This is a genomic window from Pseudomonas sp. LB3P58, from assembly GCF_054897895.1.
Window position 1 is genome coordinate 4,518,314 of sequence record NZ_JBUBVE010000001.1, and the last position, 23,224, is coordinate 4,541,537.

The window sequence follows — 23,224 nt, forward strand, 5'->3', positions numbered from 1 at the left end:
AGCGGTTTCCTTAGTGGTCGTGTGCGCAATCCGGGCCGTGCACGTGGTCTTCGTCACCGACTTCGGCCGGTTCCATTTCCAGTTGCAGACTTACCAGATTAGTCGCCAATGGGCGCAGCAGCAGGTTTGCGTATTCAGCGTCACCTTCTTCGACGTCCACGCCGATCAGCAATTGGCCGCGGCCGTCCTGCTGGATCCACAGCTCTTTGCCTTGCCACATGACCGCGACGCGGGTGCAGGAAGTTTCCAGTTGCGTGCCGTCGGTGTCTTCAAGGATCAGCTGCAGGGTATCGCTCATGTTTTTACGCTCTCGACGTTCAATTGATCTGGAATGGATAAACCGCGCCCAGTTTAAGGATTTGCGTCAGTTCATCCAGTGCCGTCCGGCACTCAAGCAGCAATTGCGGGTCCGCGAGATCGTTTTCGGTCATGCGGTCGCGGTAGTGCTTGTCGACCCATTCGGTCAGCGTGCCGTACAACGGTGCCGTCATGATAACCCCTGGGTTGACGGCCGCCAGTTCGGTTTCGTTGAGCGCGACGCGCAGTCGCAGGCAAGCCGGGCCGCCGCCGTTCTGCATGCTCTGCTTCAAATCGAACACTTTCACTTCGCGGATCAGGCCGCCGGAGCTGGTCAAACCTTGCAGGTACTGCCAGACACGTTCGTTGCCACGGCATTCTTCCGGCACGATCAACAGCATCGAGCCGTCAGGACGCGACAGCAGTTGGCTATTGAACAGGTAGGAACGAACGGCGTCTTCCACGGTGACCGCGGAACGCGGTACGCAGATCGACTGAAATTTCCCACCGACTTTGGCGAGTTTGCTCTGCAATTCGGCCAGCATCTGCTCGGTGTCGAGGAACGCGTCCTCGTGATAGAACAGCACCTCGCCATTACCCACCGCGATCACATCGTTGTGGAACACGCCCTGATCGATCACCGAAGGGTTCTGCTGAGCGTAGACCACGCCGTCATCGCTCAAGCCGTGCAAGCGGGCAACCGCCTGGGAGGCTTCGAGGGTCTGACGGGCCGGGTATTTCTGCGGTGCCGGGTAACGGGTGTCGAACGCGCTGCGACCGAACACGAAGAACTCGACGCCCGCTTCGCCGTATTCACGGCAGAAACGGGTGTGGTTGGCTGCGCCTTCGTCCCCGAACTGCGCCACGGCCGGCAATGCAGCGTGGTGAGCGAAGTGTTTCTGGTCAGCGAACATCGCCCCCAGCACGCGACTGGTGGTCGGGTGTTCAATGCTGCGGTGATATTTGCAGTTCAGGTTGGCTGCGGTGAAATGCACACGGCCATCCGCAGTGTCGGCGCTAGGGCTGACGGTGGCGGCGTTGGCCACCCACATGCTCGACGCCGAGCAACTGGCGACCAGCAACGGCATCGCATCTTTAGCCGCCTGCTCGATCACCTGAGCGTCGGTGCCGCTGAAACCCAAACGACGCAGGGCTGCCACGTCCGGGCGCTCCTGTGGTGCCAGCACGCCCTGTTGAAAGCCCATTTCCATCAGCGATTTCATTTTCGCCAGGCCTTGCAGCGCGGCTTCCTTCGGGTTCGAAGACTGCTGGCTGTTGCTCTGGGACGCGACGTTGCCGTAGGACAAACCGCCGTAGTTATGGGTCGGCCCCACTAGACCGTCAAAATTGACTTCATAGGATTTCATCAGCGAGGCTCCACGAGAATCTGTTGTTATAGGCTTCAGTAACTATTCTTTGAGACCGAGGCGCGGCCATCGCCAGCAGGCTGGCTCCCACAGTGATTGCGTCGTACACAAAATGTGTGAACACCACCGAACCTGTGGGAGCCAGCCTGCTGGCGATGGGCATCACGCCATTTTCACGCCAGGCGTGAGAGTCGCCGGCAAGGTCAGGCTCGGCGTTTCCAGCGAAGCAACCGGGTACGCGCAGTAATCTGCCGCGTAATAGGCGCTGGCGCGATGGTTGCCCGAAGCGCCGACACCGCCGAATGGCGCGCTGCTCGCAGCACCGGTCAACTGTTTGTTCCAGTTGACGATGCCCGCACGGCTTTCCAGCCAGAACTGCTGATAACGTGCTTCGGAATCCGACAGCAGACCGGCCGCCAGGCCATAGTCGGTGTCGTTGGCTTCAGCGATCGCCGCCTCAAAATCAGCGTAGCGGATCACTTGCAACAGCGGGCCGAACAGCTCTTCGTCAGGGCGATCAGCCACTGCCGTGACGTCCAGAATGCCTGGGGTCAGCAAGGCAGCTTGAGCTTGTGGCTGAGTCATTTCCAGCAGCGCGACTGCGCCGTTGCCCAGCAGATGCTCTTGCGCATCCATCAGAGCTTTCGCAGCGCCGAGAGAAATCACCGAGCCCATGAACGGTGCCGGTTGCTGATCAAACGCGCCGACTTCAATCGTACGGCTGACCGCCACCAGACGCGCCAGCAGTGTGTCGCCCCAGGCGCCCTGTGGCACCAGCAAGCGGCGTGCACAGGTGCAACGCTGACCGGCGGAAATGAACGCCGACTGGATGATGGTGTAAACGGCAGCATCGAGGTCTGCGACCTGATCAACGACCAGCGGGTTGTTACCGCCCATTTCCAGCGCGAGGATCTTGTCCGGACGACCGGCAAACTGTTGATGCAGGTGATTGCCGGTGCGGCTGGAGCCGGTGAAGAACAAACCGTCGATGCCCGGGTTCGCCGCCAGGGCGATACCGGTTTCGCGAGCGCCTTGCAGCAGGTTCAACACGCCTGCCGGCAGACCGGCTTCGATCCAGCACTTGACCGTCAGCTCGGCGACTTTCGGCGTCAGCTCGCTGGGTTTGAACAGCACGCTATTACCGGCCAGCAGCGCCGGCACGATGTGACCGTTCGGCAAGTGACCAGGGAAGTTGTAAGGCCCGAACACCGCGACCACACCGTGTGGCTTGTGGCGCAACACGGCGGTGGCGTCGCCCAACGGGCCGCTCTTCTCACCGGTACGTTCGCGGTAGCTCTGCACCGAGATCGCAATCTTGTTGACCATGCTGGTGACTTCGGTCGCCGCTTCCCACAACGGTTTGCCGGTTTCCTCACCGATGGTGCGAGCCAGTTCGTCAGCATTGTTCTTCAGCGCGGCGGCAAAGGCCTCCAGCACTGTAATGCGCTCTTCCAGGGTACGTCGGGCCCAGCTCGGGAATGCCTGGCGCGCGGCTTGCACGGCCGATTCAACCTGAGCAGTGGTAGCGCCTTCGCCGGCCCACAGCACTTGTTGGGTGACCGGGTTCAGCGACTGAAAGGCGTCACCCTGGCCGGCCAGCCATTCACCTGCGATGTATAGCGAATTCATTATTTCGACTCCCTGGCAGCGGACAACGGAACGGCGCGCACTTGATCGCCGGCGTTGAGTTGAAGACGTTTGGCGGTCAGCGGATCGACCACCAGCGTACCGGCGGCGAAACGTGCAGGAGCAGCAGTGATCCGGCAGTCTTCGCGCTTGCGGTTATGAATAAGGAATGGAGTGGCGTCGTCACCCGGCGTGCCGATGGCCAGCACCAGTGCCTGGCTGTCGCGCACCGCGCGGATCTTGCCGGTTTCACACTCAACAGCAGGACCGGCGTCGAAGATGTCGACGTAGCCCTGATAGCTGAAACCTTCGCTTTTGAGCATGGCCAACGCCGGCTCGGTGTCCGGATGAACCTGGCCGATCACGTTGCGTGCATCTTCCGACAGGAAGCAGGTGTACAACGGGAATTTCGGCATCAGTTCGGCGATGAACGCCTTGTTGCCCACGCCTGTCAGGTAGTCAGCCTGGCTGAATTCCATTTTGAAGAAGTGACGCCCCAGGCTTTCCCAGAACGGCGAACGCCCCGCTTCGTCGGACATACCGCGCATCTCGGCGATGATCTTGTTGCCGAACAGTTGCGGGAACTCGGCGATGAACAGCATCCGCGCCTTGGCCAGCATGCGACCGTTGAGGCCAGTGCGGTAGTCGGCGTGCAGGAACAGCGAGCACAGCTCGGAGTTACCGGTCAGGTCGTTGGCCAGGAACAGCGTCGGGATTTCGCGGTAGATGTTCAACTCTTGCGAAGCGCTGACGGTCAAGCCAACCCGGAAGTTGTACCAAGGCTCACGCAGACCGACGGCGCCGGCAATGGCGGAAATACCCACCACGCGGCCGTCATCGTCTTCGAGCACGAACAGGTAGTCCGCATCGCCCCGCCCGGCTTCGCCGCGGAAGGTCTTCTCGGCCCAGCCGACCCGATGGGCCAGACGCTCTTCGTTGGCCGGCAAGGTGGTCAGGCCGGTGCCGGTGCTGCGGGCCAGGTCGATCAGAGCGGGTAAATCGCTGCTGCGTACGGGACGAACGATCATGCTATCTCCTCAAACGGGTCGCAGACGCCACCCGTGAAACTTCGCTGCTTTCTAGGCAATTCTCTCTAGGATTAAAGCAGGCGTTAAACCGCCACCAGGCGCACGCTGGCACCTTCACCGACGCCCAAGGCTTCGGCCGCTTCAAGATCCAGAGTCACGGGTTTGCCCGGCGCGTAATCGAGCTCAAGCAAAACGGCGCGGTAATCCTGCAACTGGGCGTTCGCCACCAGGTACTGACGACCAGCGCCTTTGACCGGCTCGCCGATCTTCACCGGGACTACTCGGCTCTGGGCGATCGAACGGATCCCCGAGACACGGGCGTGCAGAGTCGGCCCGCCGTCGAAAATGTCGATGTAGTGATCGGTCTCGAAGCCTTCGCGCATCAGGATGTCGAAGGTGATCTGCGCCCGTGGGTGCACCTGGCCCATCGCCTCTTGAGCGGAGTCCGGCAGCAGCGGCACATAGATCGGGTAATGCGGCATCAGTTCGGCCAGGAACGTCCGGCTCTTCAGACCGCACAGACGCTCGGCAGCGGCGTAGTTGAGGTCGAAGAAATTACGACCGATGGCATCCCAGAACGGCGAATCACCATTTTCATCGCTATAACCGACGATCTCGGTCACCACAGAATCGGCGAAACGCTCTGGATGGCTGGCCACAAACAGCAAGCGACCACGGGAGTTGAGTTCCGACCAGGCCGACCCCACCAGCTCCGGCAGCACGTAGAAACTGGTCAGCAAACTGTTGCCGGTCAGGTCGTGGCACTGGGAGAGCACGTGGATCTTGTTATGAATCTTCAGCTCGCGGGAGGCGTGCACAAAGGTTTCATTACGGAAGCTGTAGAACGGCTCGGAATAACCGGCCGACGCAACGATGGCCGAGCAGCCCACCAGTTTGCCGGTGGCGGTGTCTTCGAGGACAAAGAAATAGCTCTCTTCACCGTTGAAGCTGACTTCGGCGGAGAACGAGGCTTCGCTTGCTGCGATCTTGTCGCTCAGGCGTTCAACGTCATCCGGCAAGGAAGTGACACCAATCGGGCTGTCCGCAGCCAGACGCTGTACCTCGCCCAGATCAGCCATTTGCGCGGGGCGCATCACCAGCATGGTGTCACTCCTTTCTCGAAAAACTCTTTGAGGAAAAATAACCGGGCCAGTCCTGAAACCACTCAGAGTCAACTGTGGGAGCGAGCTTGCTCGCGATGAGGCCCTGCCAGTCGCCATCAATGTCGACTGTCAGATAGCTATCGCGAGCAAGCTCGCTCCCACATTGAATCTGGCCCGGCATAAAAATTGGGTTCGACGCCTGAAAGTCAGGCGTCGAATTAACTATCAGGCTTGAGTCAGTTTCGCCGCGGCGCGCTCGAAACGATCCAGACCGGCATCGATATCGGCGTCTTCAACCACCAGGCTTGGCGCAAAACGAACCACGTCCGGGCCGGCTTGCAGAATCATCAGGCCTTCTTTTTCAGCGGCGTTGAAGATGTCCTTGGCCTTGCCTTTCCAGGCATCGTTCAGCACGCAACCAATCAACAGGCCCATACCACGGACCTGGGTGAACAGGCCGTACTTCTCACCGATCTGCTCCAGGCGAGCCTTGAACTTGTCGTGCTTGGCGTTGACGCCGGCCAGCACTTCAGGGGTATTAACGATGTCGATCACGGCTTCAGCGACAGCGCACGCCAGCGGATTGCCGCCGTAGGTGGTGCCGTGAGTGCCGACGACCAGGTGTTTGGCCAGGTCTTCGGTGGTCAGCATCGCGGCGATCGGGAAACCACCGCCCAGGCTCTTGGCGCTGGTCAGGATGTCCGGGGTCACGCCGTAATGCTGGTAGGCGAACAGCTTGCCGCTGCGGCCCATGCCAGTTTGCACTTCGTCGAAAATCAGCAGCGCGTTGTGCGCGGTGCACAGTTCACGGGCGCCTTGCAGGTACTCGAGTTCGGCCGGGATCACGCCGCTCTCGCCCTGGATCGGTTCCAGAACCACAGCGCACGTCTTGTCGGAAATGGCGGCTTTCAGCGCAGCCAGATCGTTGTACGGCACGTGGGTGATACCGGTGATCTTCGGACCGAAGCCATCGGAATACTTCGACTGGCCACCGACGTTCACGGTGAACAGGGTACGACCGTGGAAGCTGTTGAGCGCGGCGATGATTTCGTACTTCTCGCTGCCGAAACGATCGAAACCGACGCGACGGGCCAGCTTGAAGGCGGCCTCGTTGGCTTCGGCGCCAGAGTTGCAGAAGAACGCGCGATCGGCAAACGTGGCGTCGACCAGCTTATGGGCCAGGCGCAAGGCTGGCTCATTGGTGAAGACGTTGGACACGTGCCACAGCTTGTTCGCCTGCTCAGTCAAGGCAGCGACCAGCGCCGGGTGCGCATGGCCCAATACGTTAACGGCAATCCCGCCGGCGAAGTCGATCAGCTCGCGGCCAGACTGGTCCCAGACGCGGGAGCCGGCGCCACGAACAGGAATGAAAGCGGCAGGCGCGTAGTTGGGAACCATTACCTGGTCGAAATCGGCGCGTTGTACCGCAGCGTGCTCAACGGACATCGGAGTCTCCTGATGAGGAACACTCGCCTGAAACTGGCGAGCGATGGGGGGATTGTAAGGACAGTTTTCAGCCCGGCCTTGCCGCCAAGCGACAACTTCTTATAGCGCAAACCCCGGTTTCAGCCGGGTTTACGGCAATGCGACATATAGCGTCGCAAAGGCGCAGTTTAAACTGCCGGCACAGGTTATAGGCAGGGTTGTCGAGCGGTGCGGTAAATATGTACCGCACGGAACCGATCATCGTCTGTTTTGCTGGCGGCTCATTCAAAACGCTAAGGGAATAGCGCATGAGCCGATACGAGAACGATCGCCTTTCCACTACTGGAGGCAGTGAATCCGCTACGCAACCGGACGATCACTACCATCACCTGTTCAACAATCTGCCAGTCTGGGTATTAGAAGCATCGTCCAGTACACACCGAGCTCTCAAGAACGCCACGTTTATGACGCCGCACTGGCATGGCACCGCAACACCGCTGCAGCACCAGTCGCTGAAAAAGATCAGTCAGGAACACTGGACCCATCGAAATCGTCTGGACTCAATGCTGTCGAAGCTGCGAAGCGCGCAAGCCTTTGCCGAACCGCTGCTGAGCGACGCTCTGAAAACCCGGTTCAACCTGGATCTGGACGTCAAAACCACCTTCCTGCGCCTGTACATCCCTCAAACCGTGCCGCTTTTCGGAATCAATACTGGCGCCGCGCGCACCTGGACCGTGTCGATGCTCGACGCCGCCCTGCATAACTTTCAGGAATCGGAAACAGCGGCAGGGGCTTACGAGTCAGCCTCGACGTTCATCACCAAACCTTCGCCCACTGGGCAGTTCGATACGCTGCCGGCGGTCAAGCAAAAGCTCACTATCCCGGCCTTTGCCCGGTTATGCCGGGAACTGGATATCGGTGCCCGGTACAACGCTTACCTCAAAGACAATCTGGGGCTGTCCAACCCGGTGGCCGGTGCGGTGTTGAAATCGAAGGTGATCGGCTCGCACAAAACAGCACTCAAATCTGCGCTGCAGATGGCGCAAATCCGAAAAGATATTTCAGCGGATGCCCATCTCTCGATCCTGCGCATTCTGGAAGGGCGTTCGGGTGCTCGACTGGATGGGCAGCCGCTGCAGGGTCACGACCTGACAATGATGTCCTCCTCGCTGACCGGCATTGTCATTTTCGCGGCGAGCCTGGAGCGCGTACGCACGGCAACACGGATCATTGCCTACATTCCCGATGATCCAGAGCATCCTCTCAAGGAATACCCGAACACATTGGCGTTCATGGCCGAGCTGACCCGCAAACTGCGCTCGCCCGCTTATCAAACGTTCTTCAGTCGCTTCGTCGACCACAAGGAAAGAGGACACTTTTTCGCGGACCTCAACCGTCGCCTCCAGAGCGTGATCTGGCATCAACACCGACAGGGCGACCCACTGCCGAGCTGGCGCGAAACGCCCATCGACAAGCCTGATTTGCGGTTTTCGGCGACCCCGTTCAGAGCGGACCTGTGGAACCATCTCTATCAGCGACAGCTGAACAAGATCCTCAACGATGCAAGCACGCTCGCCGTCTCCACCGCCACTGCCGACAGCAACGCGCGATGGGCATTGTGGAATGCCTTCAGCAAAGTGGCGTCGACAATCCTTGAAATCGCGGCGTTCGTTGCGCTGCCTTTCGTCCCGTTTCTCGGCGAACTGATGCTCGGCTACATGGCCTACCAGTTACTCGACGAAACTTTCGAAGGCATAGTGGACCTGGCTGAAGGGCTGAAAACAGAAGCGTTCGGGCATCTGATGACGTTCGTCGAAACGGTGGTTCAGGTGGGGACATTTGCGGTGGGCGGCGCCATCGCTGCCCGAACCCTCAGCCATCTGCTCTCTCGTGAAGCTATTGCGCTTGTCGACCCACTCAAACCCGTCACAACGACCAAAGGAAAAACCCGCTACTGGAAGCCGGATCTCAAGCCTTACGAACAAGCACTCATTTTGCCCGAAGGAGCAAAACCCGATCATCTCGGCCTCTATCAATACGAGGGCAAGACGCTGCTGCCACTGGAGGAAAAACTGTACGCCGTGAAGCCCGACCGCGTGCCAGGCACGTTTCAGATTAAGCATCCGAACCGAACTGACGCTTATCAGCCGCCTCTGCTGCATAACAACCACGGCGCCTGGCACACAGAACTGGAGCAACCGCTGAACTGGGACCGGGAAAAAGTCATGCGTCGCCTCGGCCATAGCGTCGAGTCGCTCACCAACGCCGAGCGCGAACAGATCCTGCGGGTCAGCGGTTACCACGACGACGTAGTGCGCGAAATGCATGTCGAACATTTTCGTCCGCCTTCGCTGCTGACAGACACGATCAAGCGTTTCAGGATCAACCGAGACATTGAAACTTTTATCGAACAGATCGGCAGCGACCAGCCCGAGCGCTATCGCAAGGCCGATCTGATCCTGCAACATCAATTACTGACCAGCTACGACGATTGGCCTGTCGACACGCCAATGCCGGCACCGGAAACCCAAACGCGAGCCTTCAGAAAACTAACGGCCGAACTCGCCCGAAAGCGCGACAAATCGCTGTTCGAGACACGCTATCGCGCGCAGGAGAAAACCGACAACGTGCAGGTCCAGCGACTGCTCGACGACGTGCATGAATTGCCAACCGATGTCGCGCAAGAGCTGGTGAGCAATGCAACCGGGACGGAGTTACGCCAGCTGCACAACGGTCGCGCGCCTCAACGGCTCAAGGAAGCAGCACTAAAAGCCATGGAGGCCGTACGCGCAACCCGAGCCAGCGAAGGCCTTTATTCCGACATTCTGGACAACACCAACACCCACCGACTGGCCTTGCATAGCCTGAGTTCGCTGCCCGGCTTTCCCGCCGAACTGCGTATTGAAGTGAGGGATTACACCCATGACGGACTTGTGCGCGACAGCATTGGCCAGGCCGATGCGCCAATCCTGAAAACACTGGTGCGCGCCGAAGACGGCACCTATCAGGTTTATCAAGACAATGAATCGGTGCCCGGTGATTTTTATCAGGGACTCTTTCAAGCGTTGCCGCAAGCGCAGCGTAGTGCATTGAGCCCATCGATCACTGATGCTCAGACACTCAAACTACGCATCACCGAACATGCCCTGGACCAGCCGGCACTACGTAAGCTGTTCGCAAAAAATCCCAATCGAAAACCGTTCTACGACCCGACGACCATGCGCTTGCCTGGTGGCTCGGATGGATACCGACGCAGGTACTTTCCGACGCCGTCCCTCAACGACCGTGTTCGCGAGGTTTACCCCAGTCTTTCCGAGGAGGAACTCCAGTCTGTTGTTCTCCAGTTACAAACGCATCCCGACGGCGCTCGCATGGAGCTCTCACGCCTGTCCAGCGAACTCTCGCGACTGAATCAGGACCTCAACACCTGGATAAACGACTCGCCCACTGTTCACCCGCGAACCCGGGTCCCTCTGAGCGAATTGGAACGACAGGCCGCTCGACACAATCGCAGGCTGCTGGCCCATGAAATCCAGCGCAGCTGGCGCCGACAATCAGAGCGGGACTTCAATGGCCCGGATGACACGCCACGCTATGCACTCAGATTTTCCGAGCCGATTCTTGGCGATCTACCCACGCTGACGGCCGATTTCCCCCATGTGTCATTGCTGTCCCTTGAAGGCAGTCATGCTGTGCAGGGTGCTCCCGAGTTTCTTCAGCGCTTCACCAGCTTGCGCCGCCTCGATTTAAAACGCTTTTCCCTGTCCGCCCTCCCCGAGGCCATTCCTCGAATGACGGACCTTGATGCGCTGGTGTTAAGCGATTGCGGAATCAGGTTCGATGCAGCCAACTGGGCGAAAATGTCTTCATTGAACAAGCTGGTCATGCTGGATCTGTACCAGAACCCGTTCACTATGGTGCCCAGTGTCGAATCCATGCCTGAGCTTGTTCACCTGGACCTGAGCCGTACCGGCCTGACCGACATTCCCGACAGCGTAGTTCGCCACCCCAAACTTGATACCGCCAAGCTGCTACACAACAGGATCAGTGAGCTGCCTTCGCAATTATTCGAAAGCCCGGTGTACACCAAACAAGCTATACACCTGACGCACAATCCGCTTTCGGATAACGCCCGACAACTGATCAAGCATCACTACTTCGACAGCTCATACGATTTGGGTATCTATGCCCCAGAGGCGGACATCAACCGAGTCAGGGTGCTGTACCCGAACCTGGAGGTTGAACAGGCGAGCGAGTTTGTCTATGAACTGGCAGGCACACTGGCAGACGGCCGGATCGAGCTGACAAACCTTGAAGCGGAGTTGGCACAACTGAGCAACGACTTGGCGGCATGGACCGCCGACCTTCCGGCCCAACACCCGTTGACGGGCGAACCGTTCACCGCCCAACAACAGCTTGTCGAGCACATGAACCGCGACCTGTTCAAACAGACACTGGAGCAGTGCTGGCGGCATGAAAGCGAACAGGATGATTTCAATGAGGCGCTGGAGCCCACCTATGATCTCGTTTTCGAATCCTACATCAACGGCGACCTGCCTACCCTGAACGCCGACTTCAGTCATGTGACATCGCTGGAGTTACGCAGCGCCGACGGAGTGACCCGCGCCGGGCATTTTCTGGAGTCGTTCCCCAAACTCAAAAGACTCAGACTGCGCGACTGTAATCTGGGCAACATTCCCGATGCAGTGTTCAAGATGGGTCAACTGCGGGCGCTGTCGCTCCCTGAATGCCGCGTCAGGCTGTCAGCGGAATCGGCAAGTGCGCTGGCGGGAATGGAACAGCTCGATTATCTCGATCTGGCCCACAACCCCCTGGGGCAAACGCCTGACCTGAGTCAGATGATGGAGCTCGTGACCGTACTGCTGAATGACACCGGTATCACCGAAATACCGCACGGCCTGCTGCAAATGACAGAGCTGGACTGGGCCGATCTCAGTGGCAACGCCATCACCGAAGTCCCCAGCGACGTACTGGAACTGCCGGTGGAAATCGCTGAAAACATCAGTTTTCGAGGTAATCGGTTTTCCGGGGAGAGCCTGCTACGGCTGATCGATTACTTCGAACGGACGGGCATGGACTTTGGCGTGGAAGAGGTGATCAATCGAGGTGAGATGGATATCTCGACTTCTGAAGGCTCCGACATGGAGGAGTAAATCAGCCTCAGCAGGTGACGTGGTTGCTCTGTCACCCACGCTCCGAGGGCACCGACGACAATTCGAACGGGCTGCTGCTGCGCCGCTGGTTGCGATCTTCCCGCGGCGTGGCGCCGAAGAAGTTGCGGTAGGCGCTGGAGAAATGCGGCCCTGAGGAGAAGCCACACGACAGGCCGATCTGGATGATCGACTTGCTGGTTTGCATCAACATCTGCCGGGCCTTGTTCAGGCGCAGTTCCAGGTAATACTGGCTCGGCACACGGTTGAGGTATTGCTTGAAGATCCGCTCCAGCTGCCGACGGGACACGCACACATGCTGGGCGATTTCGTCAGTGGTCAGCGGCTCTTCGATGTTGGCTTCCATCAGCAGCACGGCTTGCGTGAGCTTTGGATGGCTGGAACCGAGACGGTTCTGCAGCGGAATGCGTTGACGCTCGCCGCCTTCGCGGATGCGCTCCACCACCAGTTCTTCGGATACCGCACCAGCCAGTTCGGCGCCGTGGTCGCGGGCCAGCACGGCCAGCAGCAAGTCGAGTACCGACAGGCCGCCGCACGCGGTCAGGCGATCGCGATCCCAGTCGAACAGATGGCTGGTAGCAATGACTTTCGGGAAGCGCTCGGTGAAATCGTCCTGCCAGCGCCAATGCACGGCAGCGCGATAACCGTCGAGCAAACCCAGTTGCGCCAACGGGTAAACACCGGCAGACAAACCACCGATCACGCAGCCAGCACGCACCAGTTGTTTCAGCGCACTGCTGAGCGCCGGCGCGAGTGTGGTGGGTGGCTCATCGGCGAGCAGGAAGAGTTTTTGGAAGTTTTCGAGCTTGCCGGCCCACGGCTCACCCGGCAATTGCCAGGCGCCTTCGGTCGGCGGTTCGGCCTGCAAAAACGACAGTTCGTAGACAACGTCCGGATGCACACGCTGGGCAACACGCAAGGCCTCCTCAGCCAGCGCAAGCGTCAGTGCTTTAGTGCTGGGCCAAATCAGGAAACCAATTCGATGGGCAGTCATGGCGGGCAATCCGAAACTAAAACAGTGATGAAGGCATGGGCCAATGCTAGCCCGTAAATGAACGCAAATCTCGAAACCAACAACGATCAAATGTGGGAGCGGGCTTGTCGCCCTCCCTGTAGGAGCTGTCGAGTAAAACGAGGCTGCGATCTTTTGATTTGAACAATCAAGATCAAAAGATCGCAGCCTTCGGCAGCTCCTACAGGGGATCGGGGCCAGCCTCTAGATTGCGAAGCATGCACTATCCCGGTGCGCAACGGGAGTTCGGTTTACTTCAGGCTGCCCGAGAGGAATTGTTGCAGACGTTCGGACTGTGGATTGACCAGCACCTCACGCGGGTTGCCGCTTTCTTCAACGACACCTTTGTGCAGGAACACCAGCTGGTTCGACACTTCACGGGCGAAGCCCATTTCGTGTGTCACCACCACCATGGTCCGGCCTTCCAGCGCCAGGGCCTGCATGACCTTCAGCACGTCGCCAACCAGTTCCGGGTCAAGCGCCGACGTCGGTTCGTCGAACAGCATCACCTCAGGTTCCATCGCCAGCGCACGGGCAATCGCCACACGCTGCTGCTCGCCGCCAGACATGTGGCCCGGGTAAGCATCTTTACGATGGGCCACACCGACCTTGTTCAGGTAGTGCTCGGCCTTCTCGCGGGCTTCGGCCTTGGACATGCCGAGCACGTGGACCGGCGCTTCCATGATGTTTTCCAGCGCGGTCATGTGCGACCACAGGTTGAAATGCTGGAACACCATCGACAGGCGCGAACGCATGCGTTGCAGCTGCTTCGGGTCGGCCGCTTTGAGCGCGCCGTCCTTGTTGGCAACCAGTTTCAGCTCTTCGTTGTTGAGCAGAATCTTGCCCGCGTGCGGCTGCTCCAGCAGGTTGATGCAGCGCAGGAAAGTACTTTTGCCGGAGCCACTGGAGCCGATGATGCTGATCACATCGCCAGCCGCCGCTTTCAGGGACACGCCCTTGAGCACTTCGTGACTGCCATAGCGTTTATGCAGGTCTTGGACTTCAAGTTTGTACATGCGGTCGGTTCTCACAAAAACAGTCAGTCAGTCGTTGAGCAAGCGCCCGTGACGCAGCGCTTCGCGCCCCGCCACCTTGGCCAGCCAGAAACCGGGTTGGGCATAACGCAGCCGTTCAATGGCAAACAGCACCCCGGACGTACCAGCACACACCGTGCTGACCCGATCCGATAACGGATCGATCACTTCGAAAATCTCATCGCCGGCTTCAATCCATTCACCGGGTTTACGCAAGAAACTGATCACGCCAGGGTGTGGCGCAAACAGTAATTCGGTGCCTTCGAACGGCATGCCTTCGCACGCGTCCTGCGCAGGTTTTGGCCATTCGCCGCTGATCAGGCCTTGCTCGGCGAGGAACGCCAGAATGCCTTCGGCGTAAGCGCAGGCTTCAGCGCGACCGGTATCGGCCTGACCACCTAATTCAATGGTAGTCGCCAGGCAGGCAAGGGGAATCTGCGCATCAGGAAACAGACGCGACAGACGCAACCACGGCAGCGAACAGGCTTCGTCGAAGGAACTGCCGCCAGAATCTTCCGCCAGCAGCCCCACCTTCACGTCCAGGTGCGCGGCCAACGAACGCCATTGCGGCCAGTGTTGCGGCAAGGTGTACATGTGCAGCGCCGCTTCGGCATCGCAATGCAGATCCAGCACCACGTCAGCGGTGCAGGCATGGCTGAGCAAAATGCGCTGCATGCCTTGCAACTGACTTGTAGCTGGCGGCAATGCAGCGAGCACATCGCTCATGGTCTGACGGATCAGCTGAATATTGGCGTGCGGATCATCACCCAGGTGCCCTTCCAGCTCGGCGGCCACCGGCGCGCTCAGCTCGACGAAATCCCGGTTGAAGTTCTTGCCGCTGCCCGCCTCGAAACGCCCTTGGTGATTGCCCTGAAGCAGTTGGCCGAGGCCCAGTGGATTGGCCACCGGTACCAGTTCGATCACACCGTTGAGCAAGCCTTTGGCTTCGAGTTCGGTCAGGCGCTTTTTCAGCTCCCAGGCCGTGCGCATGCCCGGCAGTTCATCAGCGTGCAGGCTGGCCTGAATGTAGGCCTTGCGCTCGCCACTTCCGAAGCGGAACACCGAAATCTGGCGCTCGCTGCCCAAGTGGCTCCACGGCAATGAATGATCGATGCGTTCCATGTCAGTGCTTCCGCGGGGCCAGATAGCCCAGCCAGCGGCGCTCGGCCAGTTTGAACATCCGCACCAGAATGAACGTCAGGCACAGGTAGAACACGCCGGCGGTGATGTAGGCTTCGAACGGCAGGTAGAACTGAGCGTTGACCGTGCGCGCGGCACCGGTGATGTCGATCAGGGTCACGATGGACGCCAGACTGGTGGTCTGCAGCATCATGATCACTTCGTTGCTGTACTGCGGCAGCGCCCGGCGCAGGGCCGACGGCAGCAGAATTCGCTTGTACAACTTGTAGCGCGACATACCCATCGCCTTGGCCGCTTCGATCTCACCATTCGGCGTGGCCCGCAGGCTGCCAGCGATGATTTCAGCGGTGTAGGCGCTGGTGTTGATCGCAAAGGCCAGGCACGCACAGAACGTCGCGCTGGACAGCCACGGCCAGAGGAAGCTTTCACGTACCGCTTCGAACTGCGCCAGACCGTAGTAGATCAAGAACAGCTGCACCAGCATCGGTGTGCCGCGGATCACGTAGGTGTAGAGCCAGGCGCTCATGTTGACGGCGGCGTTTTTCGAGACGCGCATCAAGCCCAGCGGCAAGGCGCACAGCAGGCCGAAAAACAGCGACAGCGCGAGCAATTTGAGGGTGGTCACCAGGCCGCCGAAGTACAGCGGCAGGGCCTCCCAAATGACGTTGTAGTCGAAGATCATAGATCAGCCGCCCTTACGCCTACCGAGTAGCGCTTCTCAAGGTGACGCAATGCCAACAACGAGACGCTGGTGATCACCAGGTACATCGCCGCCACTGCGAGGAAGAAGGTGAAAGGCTCGCGGGTGGCATCTGCCGCCTGCTTGGCCTTGAACATCATGTCTTGCAGACCTACCACCGAAATCAGCGCGGTGGCCTTGGTCAGGACCAGCCAGTTGTTGGTGAAACCCGGAATCGCCAAGCGAATCATCTGCGGCACCAACACCCGGAAGAACACCTGAAAACTGCTCATGCCGTACGCCATGCCGGCTTCCGCCTGACCTTTCGGGATCGCCATGAAGGCACCACGGAAGGTTTCGGACAGGTACGCACCGAAGATGAAGCCCAGGGTGCCGATACCGGCGGCCAACGGGTTCAGGTCGATATAGTCGTTAAAGCCCAGCAGTGGTGCGACGCGGTTGAGCAGGTCCTGACCACCGTAGAAAATCAGCAGGATCAGCACCAGGTCGGGAATACCGCGGATCACCGTGGAATACAGGTCGCCCAGCCAGGCCAGCCAGCGAATCGGGGACAGACGCAGCGCAACGCCGATCAGACCCAGAACAATGGCCAAGACCATGGACGACAAGGCGAGCTGAAGCGTCAGCCATGCGCCATCGAGGATGACAGCCCCGTAGCCTTTCAACATGATTCAGGTCCTCGAAAAGGGGGATGAAAAAATGGCGCAAACCTCAGAGATCCTGTTGCTTGCGCCATTTCGGACTTGTCGCCGGGACGTGTTACTTGCCGTAGATATCGAAGGCGAAGTACTTGTCCTGGATTTGCTTGTACTTGCCGTTCTCGCGAATGGCGGTGATCGCGGTGTTGATATTGTCTTTCAGCGCGTCACCCTTGCGAACCGCGATACCTACGCCGTCGCCGAAGTATTTGACGTCGGTGAAGGCCGGGCCAACGAAGGCGAACCCTTTGCCGGCGTCGGTTTTCAGGAAACCGTCATCCAGCAGCGTAGCGTCTGCCACAGTGCCGTCGAGGCGGCCAGCAGCCACGTCGAGGTAAATTTCGTTTTGCGAACCGTAAGGCTTGATCTCGGCACCCAGCGGGGCCAGCACTTCACGGGCGAAACGCTCGTGGATCGAGCCACGTTGCACGCCGATGTTCTTGCCCTTGAGTTCAGCCAGGCTGTCGCTGACTGGAGTGCCAGCCTTCATGACCAGGCGAGCCGGAGTGTTGTAGTACTTATTAGTGAAGTCCACGGACTTCTTGCGGTCTTCAGTGATCGACATGGACGACAGGATCGCGTCGATCTTGCGCACTTTGAGTGCCGGGATCAGACCGTCGAACTCTTGCTCGACCCAAACGCACTTGACCTTCATCTCTTCGCACAGAGCGTTGCCGATGTCGTAGTCGAAACCAACGATGCTGCCGTCCGGCGCTTTGGAAGCGAACGGAGGGTAAGCCGCTTCGATACCAATTTTCAGAGGCTTTTCATCGGCGAAAGTCGGCAGGGACAGCACGGACAGTGCCAGGGCGCCAAGCAGCACGAGTTTCTTCATCTTGGGACTCCATCGGTAAAGGGCTAAAACGGCAGAGTGAGCGACAGCCCAATATGCGAATGAGTGGAACCGCAAAGCGGTGCTGCGCTGTAGGAATCGCGCGCTTTTTTCAACGCGAGCAACAACGAGCGAGTGATCGGCATTCTAACGACAGGCCCGAAGCCGATATTTCTTCAATGCGACAACTAATTACAGAAGCACCGAGAAAGCCGCTTGGGCGCGTTGACAGCCTTGCAAATTCATGCAAGAGCAAAAGACAGTGAACCGATCTATGTTGCAAATTGCGGGCCTATTATTGGCAAACCCTTCTAATCCGGCAAGCGTAGCGTTGTGTCTTATTTGTTGCAGGGCCTGAGGAGACCCGATGACGGGGCTTCGCGTTTCCCAATGCCCCGTATGGGAGCGAGCGGTTACACATTCAGTTACTTGAGCGAAGGCGGGTAACAGTGGGAAAGCGCCTACAACTGAAGCCGATAATTATTGGCAGTTGTGGATGTGGTGTCTGACAGGACGCCTTCGCGAGCAAGTCGAATCGTCGCACCGCCGCTCCCACATTGATCTTCAGTGAACACTGAATTTGTGACCGACTCAGATTCAATGTGGGAGCGGGCTTGCTCGCGAAGAGGCCCGGACTGCCGACACAAAAACATCCGGCAATAAAAAGCCCCGCCAAGCGCAATGCCGGGCGGGGCTTCCATGACTCAGGAACCGCTGTTATGCGACGTTCATGATCTTGTGTTCATCAATCAAGTGCTGCACCACACCCGGATCGGCCAGGGTGGAGATATCCCCCAACCCATCGTATTCGGCCGTAGCAATCTTGCGCAGGATACGGCGCATGATTTTGCCCGAACGGGTTTTCGGCAGGCCCGGCGCCCACTGGATGACATCCGGCGAAGCAATCGGACCGATCTCTTTACGGACCCAGTTTTTCAGCTCCAGACGCAGTTGCTCGCTCGGCTCTTCGCCACCGATCAACGTGACATATACATAAATGCCCTGCCCTTTGATGTCGTGCGGCACACCGACCACCGCTGCTTCGGCGACTTTCGGGTGGGCGACCATCGCGCTTTCAATCTCCGCGGTGCCCATGCGGTGGCCGGACACGTTGAGCACGTCATCCACGCGACCGGTAATCCAGTAGTAACCGTCTTCGTCACGACGAGCGCCGTCACCGGTGAAGTACATGCCGCGGAACGTCTTGAAGTAGGTATCGACGAAGCGGTCATGGTCGCCATACAGCGTGCGCGCCTGGCCCGGCCACGAATCGAGAATCACCAGGTTGCCCTCGGCAACGCCTTCGATGATGTTGCCCAGGTTGTCCACCAACGCTGGCACCACGCCGAAGAACGGACGTGCAGCAGAACCCGGCTTGAGCGCGTGCGCACCCGGCAGCGGGCTCATCATGTTGCCGCCGGTTTCGGTCTGCCACCAGGTGTCGACGATCGGGCAACGGGATTGGCCGACGTTCTTGTAGTACCAATCCCACGCTTCCGGGTTGATCGGCTCACCGACCGAACCCAACAGACGCAAGCTGCTGCCATCAGCGCCTTCAACAGCGGCCTTGCCCGACGCCATCATCGCGCGGATCGCGGTGGGGGCGGTGTAGAGGATGTTGACCTTGTGCTTGTCGACGATTTTCGCCACCCGGGTGATGTCCGGATAGTTCGGCACACCTTCGAACAGCAGCGTGGTCGCGCCATTGGCCAGCGGGCCGTAGACGATGTAACTGTGGCCGGTGACCCAACCGACGTCGGCGGTGCACCAGTAGACTTCGCCCGGACGGTAGTCGAACACGCGCTCGTGAGTCATCGCCGCGTACAACAGATAACCGGCGGTGGTGTGCTGCACACCCTTCGGCTTACCGGTCGAACCGGAGGTATAAAGGATGAACAGTGCTTCTTCAGCGCCCATCTCTTTCGGCGCGCAGACACTGCCCGCCACTTTCATCAGGTCTTCGTACCAGATGTCGCGATGCTGGTTCCACTTGATGTTGCCACCGGTGCGCTTGCACACGATGACTTTCTGGATGCTGCTGGTTTCCGGGTTGGTCAGCGCGTCGTCGACGTTGGTCTTGAGCGGGATCTTCTTGCCGGCACGAACACCTTCGTCGGCAGTGATCACCACTTTGGATTTGCAGTCGATGATCCGACCCGCCAGGGCTTCCGGCGAGAAACCACCGAACACCACCGAGTGAATCGCGCCGATCCGGGTACACGCCAGCATGGCGACCACGGCTTCGGGGATCATCGGCATATAGATAGTCACCACGTCGCCGCGGTGCACATCCTGGCCGCGCAAGGCGTTGGCGAACTTGCAGACTTGTTCGTGCAGCTCGCGGTAGGTGATGTTGCGGCTTTCGGCAGGGTCATCCCCTTCCCAAATGATCGCGACTTGATCGCCGCGCTCGGCCAGATGACGGTCGAGGCAGTTGTAGGAAACGTTCAGGGTGCCGTCGGCGAACCATTTGATATCGACATGGTGATCGTCGAAAGAAGTCTGTTTCACCGTGGTGAAAGGCTTGATCCAGTCGAGGCGCTTGGCTTGCTCGCGCCAGAAGCCGTCCGGGTTAACGACGGACTGCTGGTACATGGCCTTGTAGGTCGCCTCGTCAGTCAGCGTGTTGGCCAAAACCTCGGGACGAACGGGATACAGAGAAGCCGCACTCATCTTTGTTACCTCGGTGGAATAGTTGTTTTTGTATGACCCAGTTGTAGCCGGGCCGGGCCTATAGAACCATTCGACGATGGTAGTAACAAGCCCCTACAAAATGTGGCTATACCTCGCCGGCGCGCTCAAGCCCGGCTATTTAGGGTCCCTGTAGGAGCTGCCGAAGGCTGCGATCTTTTGATCTTCAACGGCCGCCAAGATCAAAAGATCGCAGCCTTCGGCAGCTCCTACAGGGATTGTTACGAAATTCGCCAATAGTGTTTATCAAAAGCACGCCTATATGAATGTAAACCCCACGCCTAAAATCAGCCTCGCCAACCAGGCAACGTGATTAACCAAGTTGCAGCCCCCACGAAGGCAGTTAATCCAAAACCCAGTACTTAAGTTCTACACGCAACCCCAAAAAGGTTGCGTGACCCCATTCGACCTCTAAAAGGTAAATCTGAAATGAAAGCTTTATTAGTTCTGGCCCTCAGCAGCCTGTGCGCAACCGCCATGGCAGACGAGGTCCCGACTGATGTCGCACAGCAGCAACCCGCCATTGAGGAATACACTTACTCCACTCACCTGGACATCGCCAAAGTTATCTCCATGAGCGAAATCCCGAATGTCTGCGAAGTTGTTCCGGCGAAAATGGAATACGACGACTCTAAAGGCCAACGCCACATTCTTCGTTACAGCGTCATGGGTAACGGCTGTTCTAACGGCTAATCACCCGCTCTCACCTTCCCAAGGTTCGACCCACCCGCCCGCTATCTAAGGCAGATGAAGCGCCGAACCTTAAATATCTACTAATTCGATTATTTAAAGCGTTTATTTGCGCTTTTTAATCAAATTAACTGGCCTTAGTATGAATTCCACACCCAAGGCACAAAACGCCAACGAACCTGGAGCCACTACCATGAAAACCAAACTGATCCTCGCCCTGACCCTCTCTGTCCTGGCTGCTAACACCTTCGCCGCTGACGGCTACGACCGCACTGGCTCGGCTGCTTACACCACTGAAGCGGCTGTCGCTTCTGACGGTTACGACCATACCGGTTCGGCGTCTTTCACCTCCGATGGCTCCGATCACACGGGCGCCGCCAAACTCGCTTCTGACGGTTTTGATCGCACTGGCGCTGCCAAAGTCGCTGCCGATGGCGCAGATCACGTGGGTGCCGCTCGCCTCAGCTGATCATCAAGGGTGACTTTACAGCCCGGCTTCGGCCGGGCTTAGTTGTGTCTGGGGGCATCGAAAAGTGACTCAAAACACAACATGTAGTGAAAAACGCAGTTTTTTGGCTGTTTTTTGAACAAAAAAAATGCCCGCTAAAATTTATGAAAAAAAATCTGCACCCGCGACATCCAGCCAAAGCCCTATAAACCCTCGCTCCGACCGAAAAACCCTCCTTCTCGACCGCTCCATGCGCGGATTCGCCCCACCACGGCCGCAAAAATTTCCCTATAATGCCGCCTTAACGGGCCTGCAATATTCCCTTACAGGGATAACAGCCAGTCTGAAGCCCACGCCGAAGTCTTCACCGATTTCTGCGCCCCTCAGAGGCTCTCGGAACCCCGTACAAAATTATGTTTATTTGCCTGCGTGTACCGCTGCAAAAAACGCTATCCAACGCGGCCAGTACGGTCGTGTGAAAAACCAACCAATCAGTTTTCACACGAGCATCTGGCCCTCACGCAGGAGACGACACGTCATGCTGAGCTGGGACGAATTCGACAAAGAAGACAGCGGCGAAACCGTTGTAAAAGGCGCCAACGCCGGACACGCAACTGAAGCCAACATGGACCGCCTCGACACCGCTGGTGGCGTCGCGGCTCAAGAAGCCCGCGCTGTAACCGCGTCCGACTCCGCCGCAATCGCCCGTGCAAAAGCTGCCCTGGACAACCTCGACATCGCCGAAGGCCTCGCCGAACTCGAAGGCGCCTCCGCCCGTGTGGCTGTCGACGAAAAGCGCATGATCAACTGCCGCGCCGACCTCAACCAGCTCGTTCCTTTCAAGTACGACTGGGCCTGGCAGAAGTACCTGGACGGTTGCGCAAACCACTGGATGCCGCAAGAAGTCAACATGACCGCCGACATCGCCCTCTGGAAAGACCCGGAAGGCCTGACCGACGACGAGCGCCGCATCGTCATGCGCAATCTCGGCTTCTTCTCCACCGCCGACTCCCTGGTTGCCAACAACCTGGTGCTGGCCGTGTATCGCCTGATCACCAACCCGGAATGCCGCCAGTACATCCTGCGCCAGGCATTCGAAGAGGCGATCCACACCCACGCCTACCAGTACTGCATCGAATCGTTGGCCATGGATGAAGGCGAGATCTTCAACATGTACCACGAGATCCCATCGGTCGCGAAAAAAGCCACCTGGGGCCTCAAATACACCCGTTCGATCTCCGATCCGAAGTTCGAAACCGGCACCGTCGAAACAGACAAAGAACTGCTGCGCAACCTGATCGCCTACTACTGCGTTCTGGAAGGCATCTTCTTCTACTGCGGCTTCACCCAGATCCTTTCCATGGGCCGTCGCAACAAAATGACCGGCGTCGCCGAGCAGTTCCAATACATCCTGCGCGACGAATCCATGCACCTGAACTTCGGCATCGACGTGATCAACCAGATCAAAATCGAAAACCCGCACTTGTGGGACGCTGAAATGAAGGAAGAAGCTTCGCAGATGATTCTGCAGGGCACTCAGCTGGAAATCGAATACGCGCGTGACACCATGCCTCGCGGCGTGTTGGGCATGAACGCGGCGATGATGGAGGACTACCTGAAGTTCATCGCTAACCGTCGTTTGAGCCAGATTGGTTTGAAGGAAGAGTATCCAGGGACGACTAACCCGTTCCCTTGGATGAGCGAGATTATGGACTTGAAGAAAGAGAAGAATTTCTTTGAGACTCGGGTGATTGAATACCAAACCGGCGGTGCGCTTAGCTGGGATTGATTTCCTAGCTAACCGTGATTTGACGATCGCACTCTGAATCGAAAAATCGAAAAGCAAAAGCCCCGATCTGATCGGGGCTTTTTTATTGAGCCAGAAAAACCTTTTGCATCCTTACGCTAATACGCTAAATCTCCTACATCACTTACAGCCGT

The 23,224-nt window shown here is 58.4% G+C and carries 17 protein-coding genes; 4 read left to right on the forward strand and 13 right to left on the reverse strand.

Going from position 1 to position 23,224, the window contains the following annotated elements:
• Nucleotides 1-10: 10 nt before the first annotated feature.
• The 6 genes from ACYZTZ_RS20980 to ACYZTZ_RS21005 all read right to left on the reverse strand — a co-directional run bounded on the left by ACYZTZ_RS20980 (nucleotide 11) and on the right by ACYZTZ_RS21005 (nucleotide 6,867).
• Nucleotides 11-298 carry a hypothetical protein gene (locus tag ACYZTZ_RS20980; protein ID WP_033056735.1) on the reverse strand — a complete coding sequence of 96 codons (288 nt, stop codon included), beginning with the start codon at nucleotides 296-298 and terminating at the stop codon, nucleotides 11-13.
• 19 nt (nucleotides 299-317) lie between these two features.
• Complete coding sequence (astB, locus tag ACYZTZ_RS20985; RefSeq protein WP_033056736.1) at nucleotides 318-1,664, reverse strand: N-succinylarginine dihydrolase; 1,347 nt, start codon at nucleotides 1,662-1,664, stop codon at nucleotides 318-320.
• Nucleotides 1,665-1,826: 162 nt separating this feature from the next.
• Nucleotides 1,827-3,296 (reverse strand): succinylglutamate-semialdehyde dehydrogenase, encoded by a 1,470-nt coding sequence (gene astD / locus ACYZTZ_RS20990; protein ID WP_415760810.1) that lies wholly within the window; start codon nucleotides 3,294-3,296, stop codon nucleotides 1,827-1,829.
• Nucleotides 3,293-4,318, reverse strand: coding sequence for an arginine N-succinyltransferase (astA, locus tag ACYZTZ_RS20995; RefSeq protein ID WP_008154313.1), 1,026 nt, complete (start codon nucleotides 4,316-4,318; stop codon nucleotides 3,293-3,295). Before astA ends, astD begins: the two co-directional genes overlap by 4 nt.
• Nucleotides 4,319-4,401: 83 nt before the next feature.
• Complete coding sequence (gene aruF / locus ACYZTZ_RS21000; protein WP_056741423.1) at nucleotides 4,402-5,421, reverse strand: arginine/ornithine succinyltransferase subunit alpha; 1,020 nt, start codon at nucleotides 5,419-5,421, stop codon at nucleotides 4,402-4,404.
• Between the two features lie 225 nt (nucleotides 5,422-5,646).
• Complete coding sequence (locus ACYZTZ_RS21005) at nucleotides 5,647-6,867, reverse strand: aspartate aminotransferase family protein (RefSeq protein ID WP_461999588.1); 1,221 nt, start codon at nucleotides 6,865-6,867, stop codon at nucleotides 5,647-5,649.
• 287 nt (nucleotides 6,868-7,154) lie between these two features.
• Here ACYZTZ_RS21005 and ACYZTZ_RS21010 point away from each other — a divergent pair, with 287 nt between their 5' ends.
• Nucleotides 7,155-12,020: a dermonecrotic toxin domain-containing protein gene (locus ACYZTZ_RS21010; protein WP_461999589.1), complete on the forward strand. Its 4,866-nt coding sequence runs from the start codon at nucleotides 7,155-7,157 to the stop codon at nucleotides 12,018-12,020.
• A gap of 31 nt (nucleotides 12,021-12,051) precedes the next feature.
• Here ACYZTZ_RS21010 and argR read toward each other — a convergent pair whose 3' ends face one another.
• From argR to acs, 7 genes are all read right to left on the reverse strand, one after another.
• Nucleotides 12,052-13,032, reverse strand: coding sequence for a transcriptional regulator ArgR (argR, locus tag ACYZTZ_RS21015; RefSeq protein ID WP_046045451.1), 981 nt, complete (start codon nucleotides 13,030-13,032; stop codon nucleotides 12,052-12,054).
• 269 nt (nucleotides 13,033-13,301) lie between these two features.
• Complete coding sequence (locus tag ACYZTZ_RS21020; RefSeq protein ID WP_008154324.1) at nucleotides 13,302-14,066, reverse strand: ABC transporter ATP-binding protein; 765 nt, start codon at nucleotides 14,064-14,066, stop codon at nucleotides 13,302-13,304.
• 27 nt (nucleotides 14,067-14,093) lie between these two features.
• Nucleotides 14,094-15,206, reverse strand: a complete 1,113-nt coding sequence (locus ACYZTZ_RS21025; protein WP_461999590.1) for a M14 family metallopeptidase — start codon at nucleotides 15,204-15,206, stop codon at nucleotides 14,094-14,096.
• Nucleotide 15,207: 1 nt separating this feature from the next.
• Nucleotides 15,208-15,906: an ABC transporter permease gene (locus ACYZTZ_RS21030; protein WP_046045453.1), complete on the reverse strand. Its 699-nt coding sequence runs from the start codon at nucleotides 15,904-15,906 to the stop codon at nucleotides 15,208-15,210.
• Nucleotides 15,903-16,592 (reverse strand): ABC transporter permease, encoded by a 690-nt coding sequence (locus ACYZTZ_RS21035; RefSeq protein ID WP_027923922.1) that lies wholly within the window; start codon nucleotides 16,590-16,592, stop codon nucleotides 15,903-15,905. Before ACYZTZ_RS21035 ends, ACYZTZ_RS21030 begins: the two co-directional genes overlap by 4 nt.
• Before the next feature lie 91 nt (nucleotides 16,593-16,683).
• On the reverse strand, nucleotides 16,684-17,457 hold the full coding sequence (locus ACYZTZ_RS21040; protein WP_461999591.1) for an ABC transporter substrate-binding protein: 774 nt from the start codon (nucleotides 17,455-17,457) through the stop codon (nucleotides 16,684-16,686).
• A 714-nt stretch (nucleotides 17,458-18,171) separates the two neighbouring features.
• On the reverse strand, nucleotides 18,172-20,127 hold the full coding sequence (gene acs / locus ACYZTZ_RS21045; protein ID WP_056741430.1) for an acetate--CoA ligase: 1,956 nt from the start codon (nucleotides 20,125-20,127) through the stop codon (nucleotides 18,172-18,174).
• Nucleotides 20,128-20,574: 447 nt separating this feature from the next.
• Here acs and ACYZTZ_RS21050 point away from each other — a divergent pair, with 447 nt between their 5' ends.
• The 3 genes from ACYZTZ_RS21050 to ACYZTZ_RS21060 all read left to right on the forward strand — a co-directional run bounded on the left by ACYZTZ_RS21050 (nucleotide 20,575) and on the right by ACYZTZ_RS21060 (nucleotide 23,072).
• Complete coding sequence (locus ACYZTZ_RS21050) at nucleotides 20,575-20,838, forward strand: DUF2790 domain-containing protein (protein ID WP_038979415.1); 264 nt, start codon at nucleotides 20,575-20,577, stop codon at nucleotides 20,836-20,838.
• 190 nt (nucleotides 20,839-21,028) lie between these two features.
• Nucleotides 21,029-21,304, forward strand: coding sequence for a hypothetical protein (locus ACYZTZ_RS21055; protein WP_461999592.1), 276 nt, complete (start codon nucleotides 21,029-21,031; stop codon nucleotides 21,302-21,304).
• Between the two features lie 517 nt (nucleotides 21,305-21,821).
• Nucleotides 21,822-23,072 (forward strand): ribonucleotide-diphosphate reductase subunit beta, encoded by a 1,251-nt coding sequence (locus tag ACYZTZ_RS21060; protein WP_008034875.1) that lies wholly within the window; start codon nucleotides 21,822-21,824, stop codon nucleotides 23,070-23,072.
• The last annotated feature ends 152 nt before the right edge of the window (nucleotides 23,073-23,224 follow it).